The sequence below is a fragment of the Cupriavidus sp. CPT47-8839-RL05A genome (genome assembly GCF_058792255.1).
On record NZ_JBYTEG010000022.1, the window covers coordinates 1 to 15,341 of the forward strand.

At 65.6% G+C, this 15,341-nt stretch carries 13 protein-coding genes, 1 pseudogene and 2 riboswitches; of the genes and pseudogenes, 10 read left to right on the top strand and 4 right to left on the bottom strand.

Features of this window, described 5'->3' with window-relative positions; genetic code table 11:
* From AC3WVS_RS24190 to AC3WVS_RS24210, 5 genes and pseudogenes are all read left to right on the top strand, one after another.
* Positions 1-141 (top strand): annotated as a pseudogene (locus AC3WVS_RS24190) (ABC transporter ATP-binding protein); the annotation flags it as partial.
* 10 nt (positions 142-151) lie between these two features.
* The gene (locus tag AC3WVS_RS24195) at positions 152-1,036 is read left to right on the top strand and encodes a branched-chain amino acid ABC transporter permease (protein ID WP_492320632.1); all 885 of its coding nucleotides are present in this window, start codon (positions 152-154) and stop codon (positions 1,034-1,036) included.
* 71 nt (positions 1,037-1,107) lie between these two features.
* A complete protein-coding gene (locus AC3WVS_RS24200; protein WP_492320727.1) occupies positions 1,108-2,052 on the top strand; it encodes a branched-chain amino acid ABC transporter permease in 945 nt (314 codons plus the stop codon).
* Positions 2,053-2,344: 292 nt separating this feature from the next.
* Entirely contained in the window at positions 2,345-2,758 is a 414-nt protein-coding gene (locus AC3WVS_RS24205; RefSeq protein WP_492320633.1) for a PAAR domain-containing protein, read from the top strand.
* Between the two features lie 583 nt (positions 2,759-3,341).
* Entirely contained in the window at positions 3,342-3,935 is a 594-nt protein-coding gene (locus tag AC3WVS_RS24210) for a type VI secretion system amidase effector protein Tae4 (RefSeq protein WP_492320634.1), read from the top strand.
* Between the two features lie 351 nt (positions 3,936-4,286).
* Here the strand turns inward: AC3WVS_RS24210 and AC3WVS_RS24215 are convergent, their stop codons facing one another.
* Entirely contained in the window at positions 4,287-5,600 is a 1,314-nt protein-coding gene (locus AC3WVS_RS24215) for a D-amino acid dehydrogenase (RefSeq protein WP_492320635.1), read from the bottom strand.
* 11 nt (positions 5,601-5,611) lie between these two features.
* Positions 5,612-5,730, bottom strand: a riboswitch (glycine riboswitch).
* A riboswitch (glycine riboswitch) is annotated at positions 5,731-5,829 on the bottom strand.
* A gap of 156 nt (positions 5,830-5,985) precedes the next feature.
* On the opposite strand from AC3WVS_RS24215, the gene AC3WVS_RS24220 reads away from it, so the two are divergent.
* The 5 genes from AC3WVS_RS24220 to AC3WVS_RS24240 all read left to right on the top strand — a co-directional run bounded on the left by AC3WVS_RS24220 (position 5,986) and on the right by AC3WVS_RS24240 (position 12,491).
* Positions 5,986-8,313 carry a TonB-dependent receptor gene (locus tag AC3WVS_RS24220; protein WP_492320636.1) on the top strand — a complete coding sequence of 776 codons (2,328 nt, stop codon included), beginning with the start codon at positions 5,986-5,988 and terminating at the stop codon, positions 8,311-8,313.
* Positions 8,314-8,338: 25 nt separating this feature from the next.
* Complete coding sequence (locus tag AC3WVS_RS24225; protein ID WP_492320637.1) at positions 8,339-9,562, top strand: sialidase family protein; 1,224 nt, start codon at positions 8,339-8,341, stop codon at positions 9,560-9,562.
* On the top strand, positions 9,559-10,062 hold the full coding sequence (locus AC3WVS_RS24230) for a TlpA family protein disulfide reductase (RefSeq protein ID WP_492320638.1): 504 nt from the start codon (positions 9,559-9,561) through the stop codon (positions 10,060-10,062). The genes AC3WVS_RS24225 and AC3WVS_RS24230 overlap by 4 nt, the downstream gene beginning before the upstream one ends.
* Positions 10,063-10,355: 293 nt before the next feature.
* On the top strand, positions 10,356-11,447 hold the full coding sequence (locus tag AC3WVS_RS24235; RefSeq protein WP_492320639.1) for a porin: 1,092 nt from the start codon (positions 10,356-10,358) through the stop codon (positions 11,445-11,447).
* A 39-nt stretch (positions 11,448-11,486) separates the two neighbouring features.
* The gene (locus AC3WVS_RS24240) at positions 11,487-12,491 is read left to right on the top strand and encodes an MBL fold metallo-hydrolase (RefSeq protein WP_492320640.1); all 1,005 of its coding nucleotides are present in this window, start codon (positions 11,487-11,489) and stop codon (positions 12,489-12,491) included.
* Between the two features lie 30 nt (positions 12,492-12,521).
* Here AC3WVS_RS24240 and AC3WVS_RS24245 read toward each other — a convergent pair whose 3' ends face one another.
* The 3 genes from AC3WVS_RS24245 to AC3WVS_RS24255 form a co-directional block, all read right to left on the bottom strand.
* Positions 12,522-13,511: a Bug family tripartite tricarboxylate transporter substrate binding protein gene (locus tag AC3WVS_RS24245; protein WP_492320641.1), complete on the bottom strand. Its 990-nt coding sequence runs from the start codon at positions 13,509-13,511 to the stop codon at positions 12,522-12,524.
* 61 nt (positions 13,512-13,572) lie between these two features.
* Entirely contained in the window at positions 13,573-14,553 is a 981-nt protein-coding gene (locus tag AC3WVS_RS24250) for a tripartite tricarboxylate transporter substrate binding protein (protein WP_492320642.1), read from the bottom strand.
* Between the two features lie 26 nt (positions 14,554-14,579).
* Positions 14,580-15,329: a GntR family transcriptional regulator gene (locus AC3WVS_RS24255; protein ID WP_492320643.1), complete on the bottom strand. Its 750-nt coding sequence runs from the start codon at positions 15,327-15,329 to the stop codon at positions 14,580-14,582.
* Positions 15,330-15,341 lie beyond the last annotated feature (12 nt).

Here is a 15,341-nt window from a genome sequence, read left to right on the forward strand (position 1 = left end):
ATGGTGGAGCAGAACTTCCGCTTCGCCGCGCCGCTGGCCGACCGCTTCTACGTGATGGAGCATGGCAGCATCGTCGAACGCTTCGCAGCCAATGAGCTGGAGGCCAAGATGCCGGTGCTGCATGAACTGCTGGGCGTATAAGGAGCGACTCATGAACCTGTTTGAAATCCCGCTCCCGGCGCTGCTGTCGCAGTTGTTGCTCGGGCTCGTCAACGGCGCCTTCTACGCCATGCTGAGCCTGGGCCTGGCGGTGATCTTCGGGCTGCTGAACGTCATCAACTTCGCGCACGGTGCGCTCTTCATGCTGGGCGCGGTGCTGGCGTGGGCCGGCATGTCCTATGCCGGCCTCAGCTACTGGGTGATGCTGCTGCTGTCGCCGCTGGTGGTGGCCGCGCTGGGCGTGGGGATCGAGAAGACCATGCTGCGCTGGATCTACAAGCTCGACCACATCTACGGCCTGCTGCTGACGCTGGGCATCACGCTGGTGGTCGAAGGCATCTTCCGCTCGGTCTATGGCGTGTCCGGGCTGCCCTATGCGCCGCCCGAGGCGCTGCAGGGCGCCTCCGACCTCGGCTTCATGCGCTTGCCCAATTACCGCGTATGGGTGGTTGGGGCATCGCTGGCGGTCTGCCTGTCGACGTGGTACGTGATCGAGAAGACCAGGCTGGGCGCCTACCTGCGCGCCGGCACCGAGAACGCCAAGGTGGTCGAGGCGTTCGGCGTCAACGTGCCGCGGATGGTGACGCTGACCTACGGCTTCGGCGTGGCGCTGGCCGCGTTTGCCGGGGTGCTGGCCGCGCCGGTCATGCAGGTGTCGCCGCTGATGGGCCAGAACCTGATCATCGTCGTGTTCGCGGTGGTGGTGATCGGCGGCATGGGCTCGATCATGGGCGCGATCCTGACCGGGCTGGCGCTGGGCGTGATCGAAGGGCTGGCCAAGGTGTTGTACCCGGAAGCATCTTCCACCGTTGTCTTCGTCATCATGGTGGTGGTGCTGTTGTTGTGCCCGGCAGGGCTGTTCGGAAAGGAGAAGTGATGAGCGGACAATCTATCGCCGCAATCGGCATGCGGCAGCAGCAGGTGGCGGGGCGCCTGCCAAAGCAGGTGATGTACGGCGTGGTGCTGGCGTGCCTGCTGGCCGCGCCGCTGGCCGGTGCGTATCCGGTGTTCGTGCTCAAGGTGATGTGCTTCGCGCTGTTTGCGTGTGCCTTCAACCTGCTGATCGGCTATACCGGGCTGCTGTCGTTCGGCCATGCGGCCTTCTTCGGCGGCGCCGGCTATGCGGCCGGCCATGCGATGAAGGTGTGGGGCGTGACGCCGGAGATCGGCCTGGTCCTGGGCACCGGCACGGGTGCGCTGATCGGCTACGTGGTGGGCTCGCTGGCTATCCGCCGGCAGGGCATCTACTTCTCGATGATCACGCTGGCGCTGGCGCAGATGCTGTTCTTCATCTGCCTGCAGGCGCCCTTTACCGGCGGCGAGGACGGCCTGCAGGGCATCCCGCGCGGCAAGCTGTTCGGGGTGCTGCCGCTGTCGGACGACCTGACGCTGTACTACGTGGCGCTGGCGATCATCGTGGCCGCCTTTGCGCTGATCGTGCGCACGGTGCACTCGCCGTTCGGCCAGATCCTGAAGGCGATCAAGGAGAACGAGCCGCGCGCGGTCTCGCTCGGCTATGACGTCGACCGCTTCAAGCTGACCGCCTTTGTGCTGTCGGCGGCGCTGTCGGGGCTGGCCGGCTCGGTCAAGGCGCTGGTGCTGAGCTTCGAGACCCTCAGCGACGTGCACTGGTCGATGTCCGGCATGGTCATTCTGATGACGCTGCTGGGCGGGCTTGGCACGCTGACCGGGCCGATCGTCGGCGCGTTTGTTGTGATCGCGCTGGAGAACAAGCTTGGCGAACTGGGCAGCTACCTTGCGGCGGTGACGGGCATCGACTGGTTCAACGGGCTCGGGGAATCGGTGTCGATGGTGACCGGGATCATCTTCATCGTGTGCGTGCTGACGTTCCGCAAGGGGATTGTGGGGAGTTTGGGGCGACGCCCCGGGTGAGGCGAAAACCGTCTATGGAGTTTCTCCTCTCTCGCGCTTGCCGGAGAGGGGCCGGGGAGAGGGTATCCCTCCCTCAATGCGGCCTACAAGATGGGGCTGGAAGCCCACACGCGGCTCGCGCAGGCGATCGGGGAACTGATAGTGCGGGCGCAGGCCGAGCGTGCGGCTGCCGCACCGAGCGCCCCACAGCCAGGAGGCCGGTTGCGGTCGTCCCGCGAACAATAGGCTTCCGGCCGCCCGGCCGTCATGTAAGACTTTTGAAAAATCATCCCCAAATTTAGGCCATGTCTGATTGATCCCCACTGCCGATTTCGGCTCAATGGCATTCGGCAAAAAAGCCGTTTCCAACCCAGGATCAATGATGCAAGACACGAAAACCAAGAAGATTTACGTTGCAGCATTCGAAGGTGCGAAGACCGCCAACGGCGGTGAAGTCGTGAAGGGTTCCAGCAATCAAAGCTACGATGGCCGTCCCATCGTCCGGGTTGGCGACGTGGCGACCTACCAGGATGGCAGTACAGCGGTGATTATGGCGGGCGCAGGCAACGCGTGCGAGTCAGCAGGCGTGCCGGTGGCCCTCATCGGCAGCCCCCGCAATGGGGACACCATTGTGTTCAGTCCCGTGACGGCGCTGGAATTCCACGAATCGGCAGACAAGCCTATCCTTGGCCTGCTCGATCCCGCCTACTATCCCGTGCGCGCCTAAGATGCCGTCATGCCGGATATTCGCTACGCACTCCGGAACGGAGACAAGACAAGCTCGGGCGGCATACTCATCGCCACGGGCCGCAGCATATTCCATCATGACCTGATAGTCGGTGTCGAAGGCGACCATGCAACCTGCCCCGCCTGCAAGGTGGGGGGGCGGTGATGAATGACTGTTATTGGCCGTCGATATAGACGGCAAACAGATGTTGGTGACTGGTGCGCGAGTCAATTGCAAGTGCCCGACTCACCCGGTTGTCATCCACTCGCGGACGGATTTCATTATTGAGGTGAACCGGGGAGGCCGCAATGCGCCGCCGCCGCCATCGTCCGCGTCCTTGGCCTCTTCGAACCTGACTTCGCCCGCGACAGGTGACTACGACGAGCAAGTCCGAGTCCGAGTCCGAGCGGGTAATACACCCTTGGAAGGCTACCCCTACTTCATCGAGACGCCCGACGGGCGAGCATTCTCTGGGTGTATAGACGAAAGCGGCAAGCTACCCCGCATATATACAGAGAATCTCAACGAGTACGCAATTTATTGGGGCGATGACGCTCTAGCAAGACAGGAAGAGGTATGAGGTATGCCCAATAAGAAAACGATCGTGACAACAAACGCGACACCGAATTCCATTAAGGAGGTGCAGCTTAAGGTGGTAACGTTTCAGGAACTCTGGGCCAACTATCCGTCGGGCAATCCATATGACAATCCGGCCTATTCCGATCAGTGCGCGATCCGAATGAGTGTTACTCTTCATCGGGTCGGCATCGAGATGAAGTCCTTTTCATCGAAGCTTGTGAAGCCGCTGTCCGGGCAGCCGAGTATCGGGCGTATTATTCTTCCGGCAGACGGGAAGGCCACTGCCACGCGAGCAAACGAACTCGGGGAGTGGTTGAAATTGCAGCCTTTTGCCGGGCTAGGGAAGGCGGAGAATATTACAGGGCGGGACTGGGTGGGCAAAGTAAAGGGGCGAACCGGAATAATAATGTTCGATGGCTATTGGGCGCGTGACGGAGAGGCGGCAGGGAATGCTAGCGGAGGCCATATCGATTTATGGAATGGGGAAAAACTTACAGGCTTTGGTACTGGTCTAAGAGTAAGTTGGAATATTGTGGTTCCAGGTGTTTGGTCAGATTTTCGCAACTCGAAGACAATTATTTTCTTCCCCATAAAATGAAGATACTGAGAGCAGTCATCGGCGCTATTGTTGGCGCTGTCCTGGCTACGCTTGCTGCTTGGGGCGGGTTATATCTCTTCGGCATTGTAGTGTTGCGCGGGACAGGAAGTTTGTTCGACACGAAGCAGCATGCAGCGAATCTGTTCTTTGTTGGCTGGTTCGTGTCTATGGTCGCAGCCTCATTAATTGGTGGATGGCTTGGATACTCATCCGGGCGAAGATAGGGCATCACGTCCACTATTCTTCAAGCGTATACATGCGCCGCCCCATGCTTCCATCATGGCGCGGCGCTGTTCGCGCACAGTGGCCCCTATCCCACAAATGGGAGAGTGGGAGAAAACACCCGCGAACTCAGGCCTTGGCCAATGCCAGCGGCGCACCCGGCGCGACTGCCACGTTCGCGCCGAAATGCTGGTCGACAACTCCCGCCACCATATCAGCCGTCACCGCCGACAAAGTCCACCCCAGGTGCCCGTGCCCGGTGTTGTAGAAGATGCATGCCGCCCGCCCGCGCCCCACGCGCGGCAGCATGTCCGGCATCATCGGCCGCAGCCCGGCCCAAGGCACCACGCTGCGCGTGCTGACGCCGGGAAAGCACTGCTGCACCCATTCCACCAGCGGGCGGATGCGGTCGGCGCGGATATCGCGGTTGTAGCCGTTGAACTCGGCGGTGCCGGCCACACGGAAGCGGTCGTCGCCCAAGCGGCTGGTGACCAGCTTGGTTTCGTCGTCGAGCAGGCTGACCACCGGTGCGGCGGCGCGGCTGGCCTCGTCGGTCAGGTTGACCGTGATCGAATAGCCCTTGACCGGATAGATGTTGACCCGGTCGCCCAGCCCCGCGGCCAGCGCGCGGCTGGCGGTGCCGGCGCAGATCACGGCGCCATCGAAGCTGGAGGTGGCCGTGTCGGCGCCGTCCTGCACGGTCACGGTGGCGCGCCTGCCGTCGGCCTTCACCGCCTGCACGTCCTGGCCGTACAGGCAGCGCACGCCCAGCCGATCGATGGCTGCGGCCAGGCCGCTGGTGAACTTGTGGATGTCGCCGGTGGAATCGCTCTCGGTGAAGTAGCCGCCGTAGTACGAGCCGGCCAGCGTCGGCTCGATCGCGCGCATCTCCTCGGGCGTCACGGCGCGCCGCTCCAGCCCGCCCTGCGCCAGCAGCGCCGAGACCCGGCCGGCATGCTCGAAGCCGGCCTTGTCGCGGTAGATATGGAGGATGCCTTCCTTCTTCAGGTCGAAATCGATGCCTTCCTGCGCCGCCCAGGCGAACAGGTGTTCACGCGCGGCGATGGCCAGGCGCGCGGTCTCGATGGTGTTGCGGCGGTAGTGGGGGATGGCGGCGATGAACTCGGCGAACCAGGACAGCTTGTGCCAGTTGGGCCGGGGATTGACCAGCAGCGGGGCGTCGTTGCGCAGCATCCATTTCATGCCCTTGACGATGGTCGACCAGTGGGTCCAGACCTCGGCGTTGGAGGCCGACAACTGGCCGCCATTGGCGAACGAGGTCTCCATGGCGGCATAGCGGTGGCGTTCGAACAGTGTGACGGAGAATCCGCGCCGGGCCAGCGCGTAGGCCGTGGTGACACCCGTGATGCCACCGCCGATGACAGCGATTGATTTCATGATCTGCAGGTTCCAGGAACGTCGATGGTGGGAGCCCGGACGCAATATGCGTGGCGGACGCCCCCTCTGTTCTGGACCTGAGAGATTCACGACACCCGGCCGCGAGGGCGGGGCGCGCTTGCTCCTTCGGTATGCCGGCGGACGATAGCGTCCGGCATTCTTCAGAGTGTACTGACTGGTGATGCCGGTCCTTTTGCCTGAGAGTTTCCGGGGCGGTTGCTCCTTCGGCGCTGTCCGCGGCGGGCGCCGCGACAGTCTCTCCCTGCATCACATTGGCTTGATGCCAATCGGGGCAATGTAGTGACAAGGCTCGACGTTGGATATGCGGGTTAACGCTTAGGCGGCCTGCCGCCCGCGTCGCTATGTCGCATCGGCCTGCGTCCCCGTGCCCCATAAAATGTCAGCGCTCGCTCTCGGGGAGAGGCGCCGTATGCTGCGCTCAGGTGGAGTGAGTCGAAAAAGACGACAACAAGGTTTTCCAGTGAAGAAAAATCGCATTGCACTGGCCGTTTCGGCGGTGCTGATGGGCCCCGCCGTCGCCGCCGCCCAGGTGGTGGACGCGCCCGAGCCGCTGCAGGAGGTGGTGGTCTCGGCCAAGTCGGAGCGCGCCGAGACGCCGGCGATACCGCCCAACACGCCCTCGCCGGCCTACGGCATCAGCAGCCGCCGCATGGCCGACTTCAATGTGGTGAACACGGAAGACGCCCTCAAGTACGCGCCCAACCTCGCCGTACGCAAGCGCTTCATCGGCGATATGAACTCGATCATCTCGGTGCGCAGCACCAGTTCGCGCCAGTCGGCGCGCGGGCTGGTGTATGCGGACGGCCTGCTGCTGTCCAACCTGCTGGGGTCGGACTTCAGCTTCCCGCCGCGCTGGTCGCTGGTCAACAGCGCCGAGATCGAGCGCATGGATGTGCTGTACGGCCCGTATTCGGCGCTATATCCCGGCAACTCGCTGGGTGCGACGGTGCTGATCACCACGCGCACGCCGGAGAAGCTCGAGGGCGATGCCAGCGTGCAGCTGTTCACGCAGCGCTTCAGCCTGTACGGCACGCACGACAACTTCAACGGGGTCCACGCCAACGCCTATGTGGGCGACCGCGTCGGCCCGTTCTCGTGGCTGGTCAGCGTGGACCGGCAGGACAGCAAGAGCCAGCCGTTGAGCTTCTATACCGCGGCACGCTCCACGGCCCGTGCCACTTCTGCCGACAAGCCGGTCACCGGCGCCTACTTCGACCAGGACCAGACCGGCCGCGACCGCGTGGTGATGGGCGTGAACAGCGAGGGCGTCACGCACACGGTGCAGGACCAGCTCAAGCTCAAGCTTGGCTACGACATCACCAATACCCTGCAGGCGCAGTTCACCGCGGCCTATTGGCAGCAGGACCGATCCAGCGCCACCGGCAGCTACCTGCGCGATGCCGATGGCAATGTTGTGTCGAGCGGTCCCGTGAATATCGGCGGCTATCGCTATGTGATTCCCGCCAACGCCTTTGCCCCCAGCAATGGCGAGGACGCGCGCTGGCTCTATGGCCTGTCGCTGCGCACGCGCAATGAGACCGGCTGGAATTTCTCGGGCGTGGCGTCGCTGTTCGATGTCAGCAAGGACATCAGCCGCAGCGCCAACACCGCCGGCAGCGGGCCGGGCACGGTGACCTATGGCGACGGCACCGGCTGGCGCACGCTCGACCTGAAGGCCGACTACCGCCCGCAGCAGCTGCAGGGCGGGCACTGGGTCACGTTCGGCTACCACTATGACAATTACCGGCTGAGCAACACCACCTACAACACCTCGGACTGGCAGGCGGTCACCATCACCGCCTTCAACAACGCCTTTGCCGGCAAGACCGAGACCCAGGCGCTCTATGCGCAGGACGCCTGGTACTTTGCCGAGGACTGGAAGCTGATCCCCGGCGTGCGCTACGAACACTGGCGCGCCTATGACGGCAGCCGCAGCCAGCCCGGCGTGGACATCGGCTACCCGGTGCGCAGCGAATCCAACTGGTCGCCCAAGCTGGCGCTGGAGAAGGCCTTCGGGCAGGACTGGCTGGGCCGCTTGTCGCTGGGCCAGGCCTATCGCTACCCGACTGTCAGCGAGCTGTTCCAGGGCCGCATCACCGGCACCGCGCTGATCAACAACGATCCCAACCTGCGGCCCGAGCGGTCATTCTCGAAGGACCTGACCTTCGAGCGCACGCTGGATTCGTCGTACTTCCGGGTCTCGGTGTATGAGGACGATATCCGCGATGCCCTGGTCAGCCAGACCAATACCACGGTATTCCCGACCGTCACCAGTTTCCAGAACGTCGACCGCGTGCGCACCCGCGGCATCGAGCTGGCCTATGACGCGCGCGATGTGTTCGTCAGCGGCTTCGACCTGTCGGCCAGCGGGGCCTACAACCATTCGAAGACGCTCGATAACGCCAACAACCCGGCCTCGGTGGGCAAGTACTTCTACCGCATTCCCAAGTGGCGCGCCAACCTGATGGGCACCTATCGCATCACGCCGGCCTGGGCCGGCACGCTGGCCATGACCTATTCGGGCCGGCAGTACAATACGCTCGACAATTCCGACGTCAATCCCGACACCTTCGGCGGCACCAGCAGCTTCCTGACCTTTGATGTCAAGCTGACGTACCGGCCCGCGAAGAACGTGCGCCTCGGGCTTGGCATCGACAACCTCACCGACCAGCGCTACTACGTCTACCACCCGTATCCGGGCCGGACGTTCTACGCCGAGGCGAAACTTTCCTTCTGAGCACGTGAACAGGCTGACCATATCCATGCAAGGCGTTCGCCCCGGTTTCCGCTTGATCGTTGCCGGGCTGATGATGGCCGGTGCCGCGCTGGCCGCGACCGCGCAAACGCACGGCGATCACAGCGGCCACGGCGCGCAGGCCAAGGCCGCGAAGATGAGCGAGCTGGGCACCGGCGCCGCGTTCGACCGAAACGGCAAGCTGTGGGTCGCCTACAAGGACGGCCCTTACGTCGCGGTACGTGCATCGACCGACTACGGCCGCAGCTTCGGGCCGGCGCAGCATGTCAACAACGTGCCGGAGCAGGTCGCCGCCGATCATGAAAGCCGGCCCAAGGTCGCCGCGGGGCGCGATGGCGAGATCTTCGTCACCTGGACCCAGCCGCTGCCCAAGCCGTGGACCGGCTTTATCCGCTTTGCGCATTCCGCCGATGGCGGCAAGTCCTTTGCCGAACCGCTGACGGTGCATGCCAACCGCGACCAGATCGCCCACCGCTTCGACGCCATCGCGGTGGACAACGCCGGGCGCGTCTTCGTCAGCTGGATCGACAAGCGCGACGTGGTTGCCGCCGAGGCGCGCAAGCAGCCGTACGCCGGCGCCGCGGTCTACTACGCGGTTTCCGCCGACCAGGGCAAGACCTTCCAGGGCGACTACAAGATCGCCGACCAGTCGTGCGAATGCTGCCGCATCGCGCTGTCGCCCACGCCCGACGGCAAGATGCTGGCGCTGTGGCGCCATGTGTTCCCGCCCAACGCGCGCGACCACGCGCTGGCGCTGCTGGGCACCGACGGCAAGGCCACGCCGATGCAGCGCGCCACCTTTGACGACTGGCGCATCGACGCCTGCCCGCACCACGGCCCCGGCGCTTCGGTGGCGCCCGATGGCACGGTGCACATGGTCTGGTTCAACGTGCGCGAAGGCAAGCCCACGGTCTCGGTGGGGCGCTGGAAGGACGGCAAGCTGCAGGCACAGCGCCCGCTGGACGACCCGCGCGCGCAGCATGCCGACATCGTCGCGCTGAACGACAACGAGATCGCGGTGGCCTGGAAATCGTTCGACGGCCAGCAGACGCGGCTGTCCGCGATGCTGTCGCACGATGGCGGCAAGACCTGGCAGACGCGCAAGCTGGCCGGCACGGAGCGCGACTCGGACCAGCCGCACCTGCTGCAGCATGCGGGCCGCGCCTACGTGCTGTGGCGTACCGAGGCCGAGGGCTTCCAGGTGTTCCCGCTGGGCAAGGAGGGTGCATGATGCCATCCCGCCGCAAGCTGCTCGCCGCTGCCGTCCTGACCCTGGCGATGACGGCCGCCAATGCCGGTAGTCAACCGGCCGACCGCGTCGCCGTGTTCGCATCGGCCAGCGCCGCCCAGCTGGCGGCCAGCCAGAAGGGCAAGCCCTTTGTACTGGTGGTGTGGTCGCTCGACTGCGTCTATTGCAAGCGCAACTTCGACGCCATCGGCAAGCTGCGCGCGCGGCATCCGGACCTGCGCGTCGTCACGCTGGCGACGGACAACCCCGACGCGCTGCCACAGGTGCAGCAATTGCTCCAGCGCGTCAGGCTCACGCGCAACGCGTGGGTGTTCGGGCACGAGCCGCAGGAGCGGCTGCGCTATGCGGTCGATCCGGACTGGATGGGCGAGATGCCGCGCACCTACTTCTATCGCGCCGATGGCCAGCGGCACGGCGTGTCCGGCGTGATCAGCGACGCCGACTGGGGCAAGCACCTGCGCTGGGCTGGCATCGCCGGCTGAGCGCGCACCGGAATTCCATGAGGCCAGCGCGGGCCCGCAGCCCACGCTGGAGCGCGCCTCAGGCAAACGCGGTTCACCGCCTTTCTTGTCGGCTGCGCCTGCGTGACGCGCAGCGCAGCGGCGTGCCATAACCCCTCCCCACACATCGGTAGTTTCCCCACTCGGCCTCCATAAAACGGGGCGGTAGTATTCGCCCGTGGTGGTTCAATAAAGAAACAGATGTTCAAATATGAACATATGGGGGCTGCCAGGGTGCCTGGCAGGTTGCCGCCACAGGAAGCAGGGGAGACAGAATGAAATTCAACAGATACGCGGCCGGCCTGGCTGCCGCCATGCCGCTGGTGGCGGCGGCGCAATCGGTGACGCTCTATGGGGTGATCGATACGGGTGTGGAATACCTCAACCACGTGGGTGCGGCGGGAAATGACCTGGTGCGCCAGCCGTCGCTGGCTGCGACTGTGCCATCGCGCTGGGGCTTGCGCGGTTCGGAAGACCTCGGCAACGGGCTGAAGAGCGTGTTCGTGCTGGAATCCGGCTTCGCGCCGGATTCAGGCGTCTCGAATCAGGGCGCGCGACTGTTCGGCCGGCAGGCCTTCGTCGGGCTGAGCGGCCCGTGGGGACAGATCGGGTTTGGGCGCCAGTACACCATGCTGTTCTGGGCGCGTCTGGATACCGACATCCTTACCTCCAACGTCTACGGTGTCGGCTCGATTGACAGCTATATCCCCAACACGCGCGCCGACAACGCGGTCTCGTACAAGGGCAAGTTCGGTGGCGTCACCGTTGGCGCCACGTACAGCCTGGGCCGCGATACCGTCAATGCGGGACCGGGCCCGGCCGGCACCAACTGTGCGGGCGAGAACCCCGCGGACTCGCGCGCCTGCCGCGAATGGTCGGCCATGCTGATGTACGAGACTGACTGGTGGGGCGTGAGCGCCGCCTACGATTCGCTGCGCGGCGGCCCCGGCGCCTTTGGTGGCCTGACCCGGAGCAGCCTGAAGGACGACCGCTTCTCGCTGGGCGGCTACATGCTGCTGCCGCGGACCAAGCTGGGCCTGGGACTGCTGTCTCGCAACAACGAAGCAAGCAGCACCCCGCGCAGCGACCTCTGGTTCGCGGGGGCGTCCTACGACATCACGCCCGCGTTCAACCTTGCCGGCGAAGTCTTCTACGTGAAGTACCGGCGCAGCGCGAACAAGGCCTGGCTTGGCGCGATCCGGGGCACCTACGCGTTCTCGAAACGCACCTCCGTGTATGCCACGGCGGGCTATATCGACAACGGCGGCCAGTCGGCGCTGTCGGTCAGCGGCGGCAGCCCCGGCGGCAATCCCAGCGCGGGCGGCAACCAGGCCGGCGTGATGCTCGGCGTCAAGCAGATCTTCTGAGGCGCTGCAGCGCTGTCACCCTTTTCAATAGGTAGAACGATGAAATCATCCCGCTTGCTGGCGATGCTGACCGGCATCGCCCTGATGTGTGCCACGGCCTTGTCGGTCGCCGCCACGCCCGCCCCGGCTGCGGCCGCCCCGGAACGCACTGACCATTTCCGCGTGACGCTGCTGGGCACGGGCACCCCGGTGCCTTCGGCAACGCGCGCTGGCTACAGCACGCTGGTCGAGGCCGGCGGCCAGAAGCTGGTTTTTGATTTTGGCCGCAATGTGGCCGTGCGCCTGTGGCAGTTGCGGATTCCGCTGGGCAGCGTCGACGCGCACTTCCTGACGCACTTCCACTCGGACCATCTGGTGGGACTGCCCGACCTGTGGCTGACTGGCTGGCTGCGGCCGCCCTACGGCCGCCGCGACAAGCCCATGGCGCTGTACGGCCCGGCGGGCACGCGCGCGCTTGCCGATGGGCTGCGCCAGGCCTTTGCCGCGGACATCGCCATCCGGCACAAGGATGAGGGCAGCGCGCTTGCGGGCATCACCATCGATGCCCGCGACGTCGCGCCCGGGGTCGTCTATGAAAAAGACGGGGTCCGCGTGACGGCATTCGAGAACGACCACGGCGACAACATCCGGCCGTCGTATGGCTACCGGATTGACTATCGGGGCCGGGTGGTGGTGCTGTCGGGCGATACCCGGTTCAGTCCCGCCGTGGTCGCGCAGGCAAAGAACGCCGACGTGCTGGTGCATTGCGTCACGCTGATCCCCGATGCGCTGCTGGCTTCCAACCCCGCGTACCGTGCCATCTACGATCACCTGTCCTCGCCGGAGGATGCCGCGCGGGTCTTCCAGGCTGCGGGGCCGAGGCTGGCGGTGTTCAGTCACATCGGCCTGAACGGCGATGCCACGGTCGGGCAGATTGCCGAGCGGGTCCGCAAGACGTATGCCGGTGAACTACTGATCGGCGAGGACCTGACGCGCGTGGAGATCAGCCTGGATGGCCGTGCCGGGACGCCGGGTGGCGTCGCGGTGTGGCAGGAGCGACCGTGAGCCCCGGCGCGCCGCGCCATCCCCTTGCGTTCAATCCGGCTTGATTCCCGCGCGCGCAATGATGGGCTTCCAGCGCTGCTGCTCCTGCGCGATAAAGCGCGAGAACTCGGCCGGCGTGTCGCCCACCACAATCGCCGCATCCGCGCTCAGGCGCTCGACCGACGACTTGCTCTTCACTGCTTTCACGGTGGCGTCCGCCAGCTTGTCGGCGGCCGCCTGGGGCAGAGATGCCGGTGCCAGCAGGCCATACCACTGCGTCATTTCGAAGCCGGGATAGCCTTGTTCGGCAACCGTTGGCACGTCGGGCAGCTGGGGAATGCGCTGGGTCGTGCCGGTGGCGATGCAGCGCACCTTGCCGGCCTTGATGAACTGGATGATCGCCGGCGCGCCGACCGCGGCTGCGTCCAACCGCCCCGACAGCAGGTCAGTGATCTGCGGACCGCTGCCGCGATACGGCACATGGGTGATGAAGGTGCCGGTCGCGGCCTTCAGGTATTCAAAGGCCAGATGGCCGGCGCTGCCGTTGCCGGCCGAACCGTAGTTCAGCTTGCCGGGCTTGCTCTTGGCCAACGCCACGAACTCCTTCAGGTTCTTCGCGGGGACGTCCGGGTGGACCACGTACAGGCTCGGCACCTTGGACAGCAGCGAGATCGCGCGGAAGTCCTTGACGGGGTCATAGGGCAGCTTCGGGAAGATAAACGGATTGACCGCCAGCGTGCCGATATGGCCGAGGATCAGCGTGTGGTTGTCATCGGCGCGCGCGACTTCGCCCATGGCGATATTGCCGGCCGCGCCGGGCTTGTTCTCGACGAAGACTGACACGCCTAGCAGCTTGGTCAGCTCCGCCGCGGTGGAGCGGGCCACGATCTCCGAGCTGCCGCCCGGCGCGAACGGCACCACCAGCCGGATCGGCTTGGCCGGCCAGGCCTGGGCACGCGCCAGCGTTGGCGCCAGCGCGCACGCGCCCAGTGCGGCGGTGGTCTTGAGCAGATGGCGGCGAAGGGGATTTATCGGGGTCATGCATTTCTCCTGAAAGTTCTGTAGCTGGGCCGTGGTGGGGCAGAGTCGGTGCCAGTTGGTGCTATTCGGGCTTGATGTTGCCGTCCCGGATGACCTTGGCCCACAGCCGGGCCTGCCCGTCGATGAATTGCCGTGCCTGTGCTGGCGGCGCAGCGACGATCTCGCCGCCCAGCTCGGCCACGCGTTGCCGGATCTCGGGGCTGGTCATGACTTTCTGCAGGGCGTCAGCGAGCTTCGCTGCGATCGGGTCCGGCGTTGCGGCGGGCAGGAAGGCCGCGTTCCATTCATAGACCTCGTAGCTCGCCACGCCGGCTTCCTGCATGGTGGGCACGGACGGCAATGCCTGGGTGCGGGCATGGCTGGTCACCGCCAGCGGCTTCAGCTTGCCGGCCTTGATGTGCTGCAGGCTCGAAGCGACGTTGGCAAAGAACAGCGGCACCTGGCCGGCGATGACATCGGTCATGGCGGGGCCGCCGCCCTTGTAGGGCACATGCAATAGGTCGACCCCCGCGCGCTGCTCGAACAGCACGCCGGCCAGATGCTGCGCCGAGCCATTGCCCGAGGACGCAAAGGCGACCGAGCCCGGCTTTTGCCTGGCCATGGCCAGGACGTCGCTGACCTTGCTGGCGGGAAAGCCCGCCGTGGCCACCAGCACGTTGGGATAGCGCGCCAGCACGCCGACCGGCCGGAAGGCCTTGTCCGGATCGTAGGGCAGGCGCGGATAGAGGCTGGGATTCACCGCATAAGAGGAGGCATCGACCATCATGGTGTAGCCGTCCGGTGCCGCCTTGGCGACATAGGCGGCACCGATCTGCCCGCCGGCACCCGGGCGGTTCTCGACGACGACGGTCTGGCCCAGCTCGCGCCCGAGACCCGGCGCGATCAGCCGTGCCATCAGGTCCGCGCCGCCGCCCGGCGGATACGTCACCACGATCGTGATGGGCCGTGCCGGCCAGGCCGCGGCGGTGTCGGCGGCCTGCGCCAGCGTGGTGGTGGCGATCAGGGCAGCGACCGTGGCGGCGATCGCGTGGCGTGCGTGCATGGGTCTGTCTCCTCGGGTGCGGTCCGTCAGCGGACGTCCGCGGTATAGCGAAAGGCAAAGGCGTCGCCCCGCGTCAGCCGGTATTCGATGCAGTTGCCGCCCAGGTCGAAGGCATGCCGGGTCACGACCGCGCACGGATGCGCATCCGGCAAGTCCAGCAACGCTGCCTCGTCTGCTGCCAGCGTGCGGAAGGTCACTTCGTCAACGGCGCGATGGACCGTGATGCCGCAGGCGCTGCCCAGCAGCGGGTAGAGCAGGTCGCCCCACTGCGCCGCAGGGAGTTGCTGCAGGGCTTCGCAGCGCGGCAGCGGCAGCCAGATCGATTCCAGCAGCCGGGGCGTGTCCTCCAGCCAGCGGCGGCGCGAGATCGCCAGCCCGCGCGCACCGGTCGGCAGCCCGAAGCGGGTTGCCATGGCCTTGTCCAGGCGCACGGTGCGGCACGACAGGATTTCCGAGCGCGGCACCGCCGGCGCGCCATCGGCGCCGCCGAAGCGGAAAAACCGCATCAGGCTGGCCCCGTTGAGCCCCTTGCGCACGAAGGTGCCCTTGCCCTGCACGCGCTCCAGCAGGCCCTGCTGGACCAGCACGGCGATGGCCTGCCGGATGGTGCCCAGCGCAATGCCGAACTCCTTGGCCAGCGCGCCTTCCGCAGGGATGGCGCTGCCGGGCGCCCACGCGCCCGAAACAATATTTGCCTGCAGTTCCGCCGCGATCTGGCCGTAGCGGCTCAGGCCCGCGGCGGTGGTTGTAGTCTGGAGCAGCGCGTTGTCTGGCATGCCGAACCCGTG

What these genes read in the sequence shown, in the direction of transcription:
- AC3WVS_RS24195 (WP_492320632.1), top strand. Translation starts at nt 152, where the DNA reads ATGAACCTGTTTGAAATCCCGCTCCCGGCGCTGCTGTCGCAGTTGTTG.
- AC3WVS_RS24200 (WP_492320727.1), top strand. Translation starts at nt 1,108, where the DNA reads ATGTACGGCGTGGTGCTGGCGTGCCTGCTGGCCGCGCCGCTGGCCGGT.
- AC3WVS_RS24210 (WP_492320634.1), top strand. Translation starts at nt 3,342, where the DNA reads ATGCCCAATAAGAAAACGATCGTGACAACAAACGCGACACCGAATTCC.
- AC3WVS_RS24220 (WP_492320636.1), top strand. Translation starts at nt 5,986, where the DNA reads ATGCTGCGCTCAGGTGGAGTGAGTCGAAAAAGACGACAACAAGGTTTT.
- AC3WVS_RS24225 (WP_492320637.1), top strand. Translation starts at nt 8,339, where the DNA reads ATGCAAGGCGTTCGCCCCGGTTTCCGCTTGATCGTTGCCGGGCTGATG.
- AC3WVS_RS24230 (WP_492320638.1), top strand. Translation starts at nt 9,559, where the DNA reads ATGATGCCATCCCGCCGCAAGCTGCTCGCCGCTGCCGTCCTGACCCTG.
- AC3WVS_RS24235 (WP_492320639.1), top strand. Translation starts at nt 10,356, where the DNA reads ATGAAATTCAACAGATACGCGGCCGGCCTGGCTGCCGCCATGCCGCTG.
- AC3WVS_RS24240 (WP_492320640.1), top strand. Translation starts at nt 11,487, where the DNA reads ATGAAATCATCCCGCTTGCTGGCGATGCTGACCGGCATCGCCCTGATG.
- AC3WVS_RS24245 (WP_492320641.1), bottom strand. Translation starts at nt 13,511, where the DNA reads ATGACCCCGATAAATCCCCTTCGCCGCCATCTGCTCAAGACCACCGCC.
- AC3WVS_RS24250 (WP_492320642.1), bottom strand. Translation starts at nt 14,553, where the DNA reads ATGCACGCACGCCACGCGATCGCCGCCACGGTCGCTGCCCTGATCGCC.
- AC3WVS_RS24255 (WP_492320643.1), bottom strand. Translation starts at nt 15,329, where the DNA reads ATGCCAGACAACGCGCTGCTCCAGACTACAACCACCGCCGCGGGCCTG.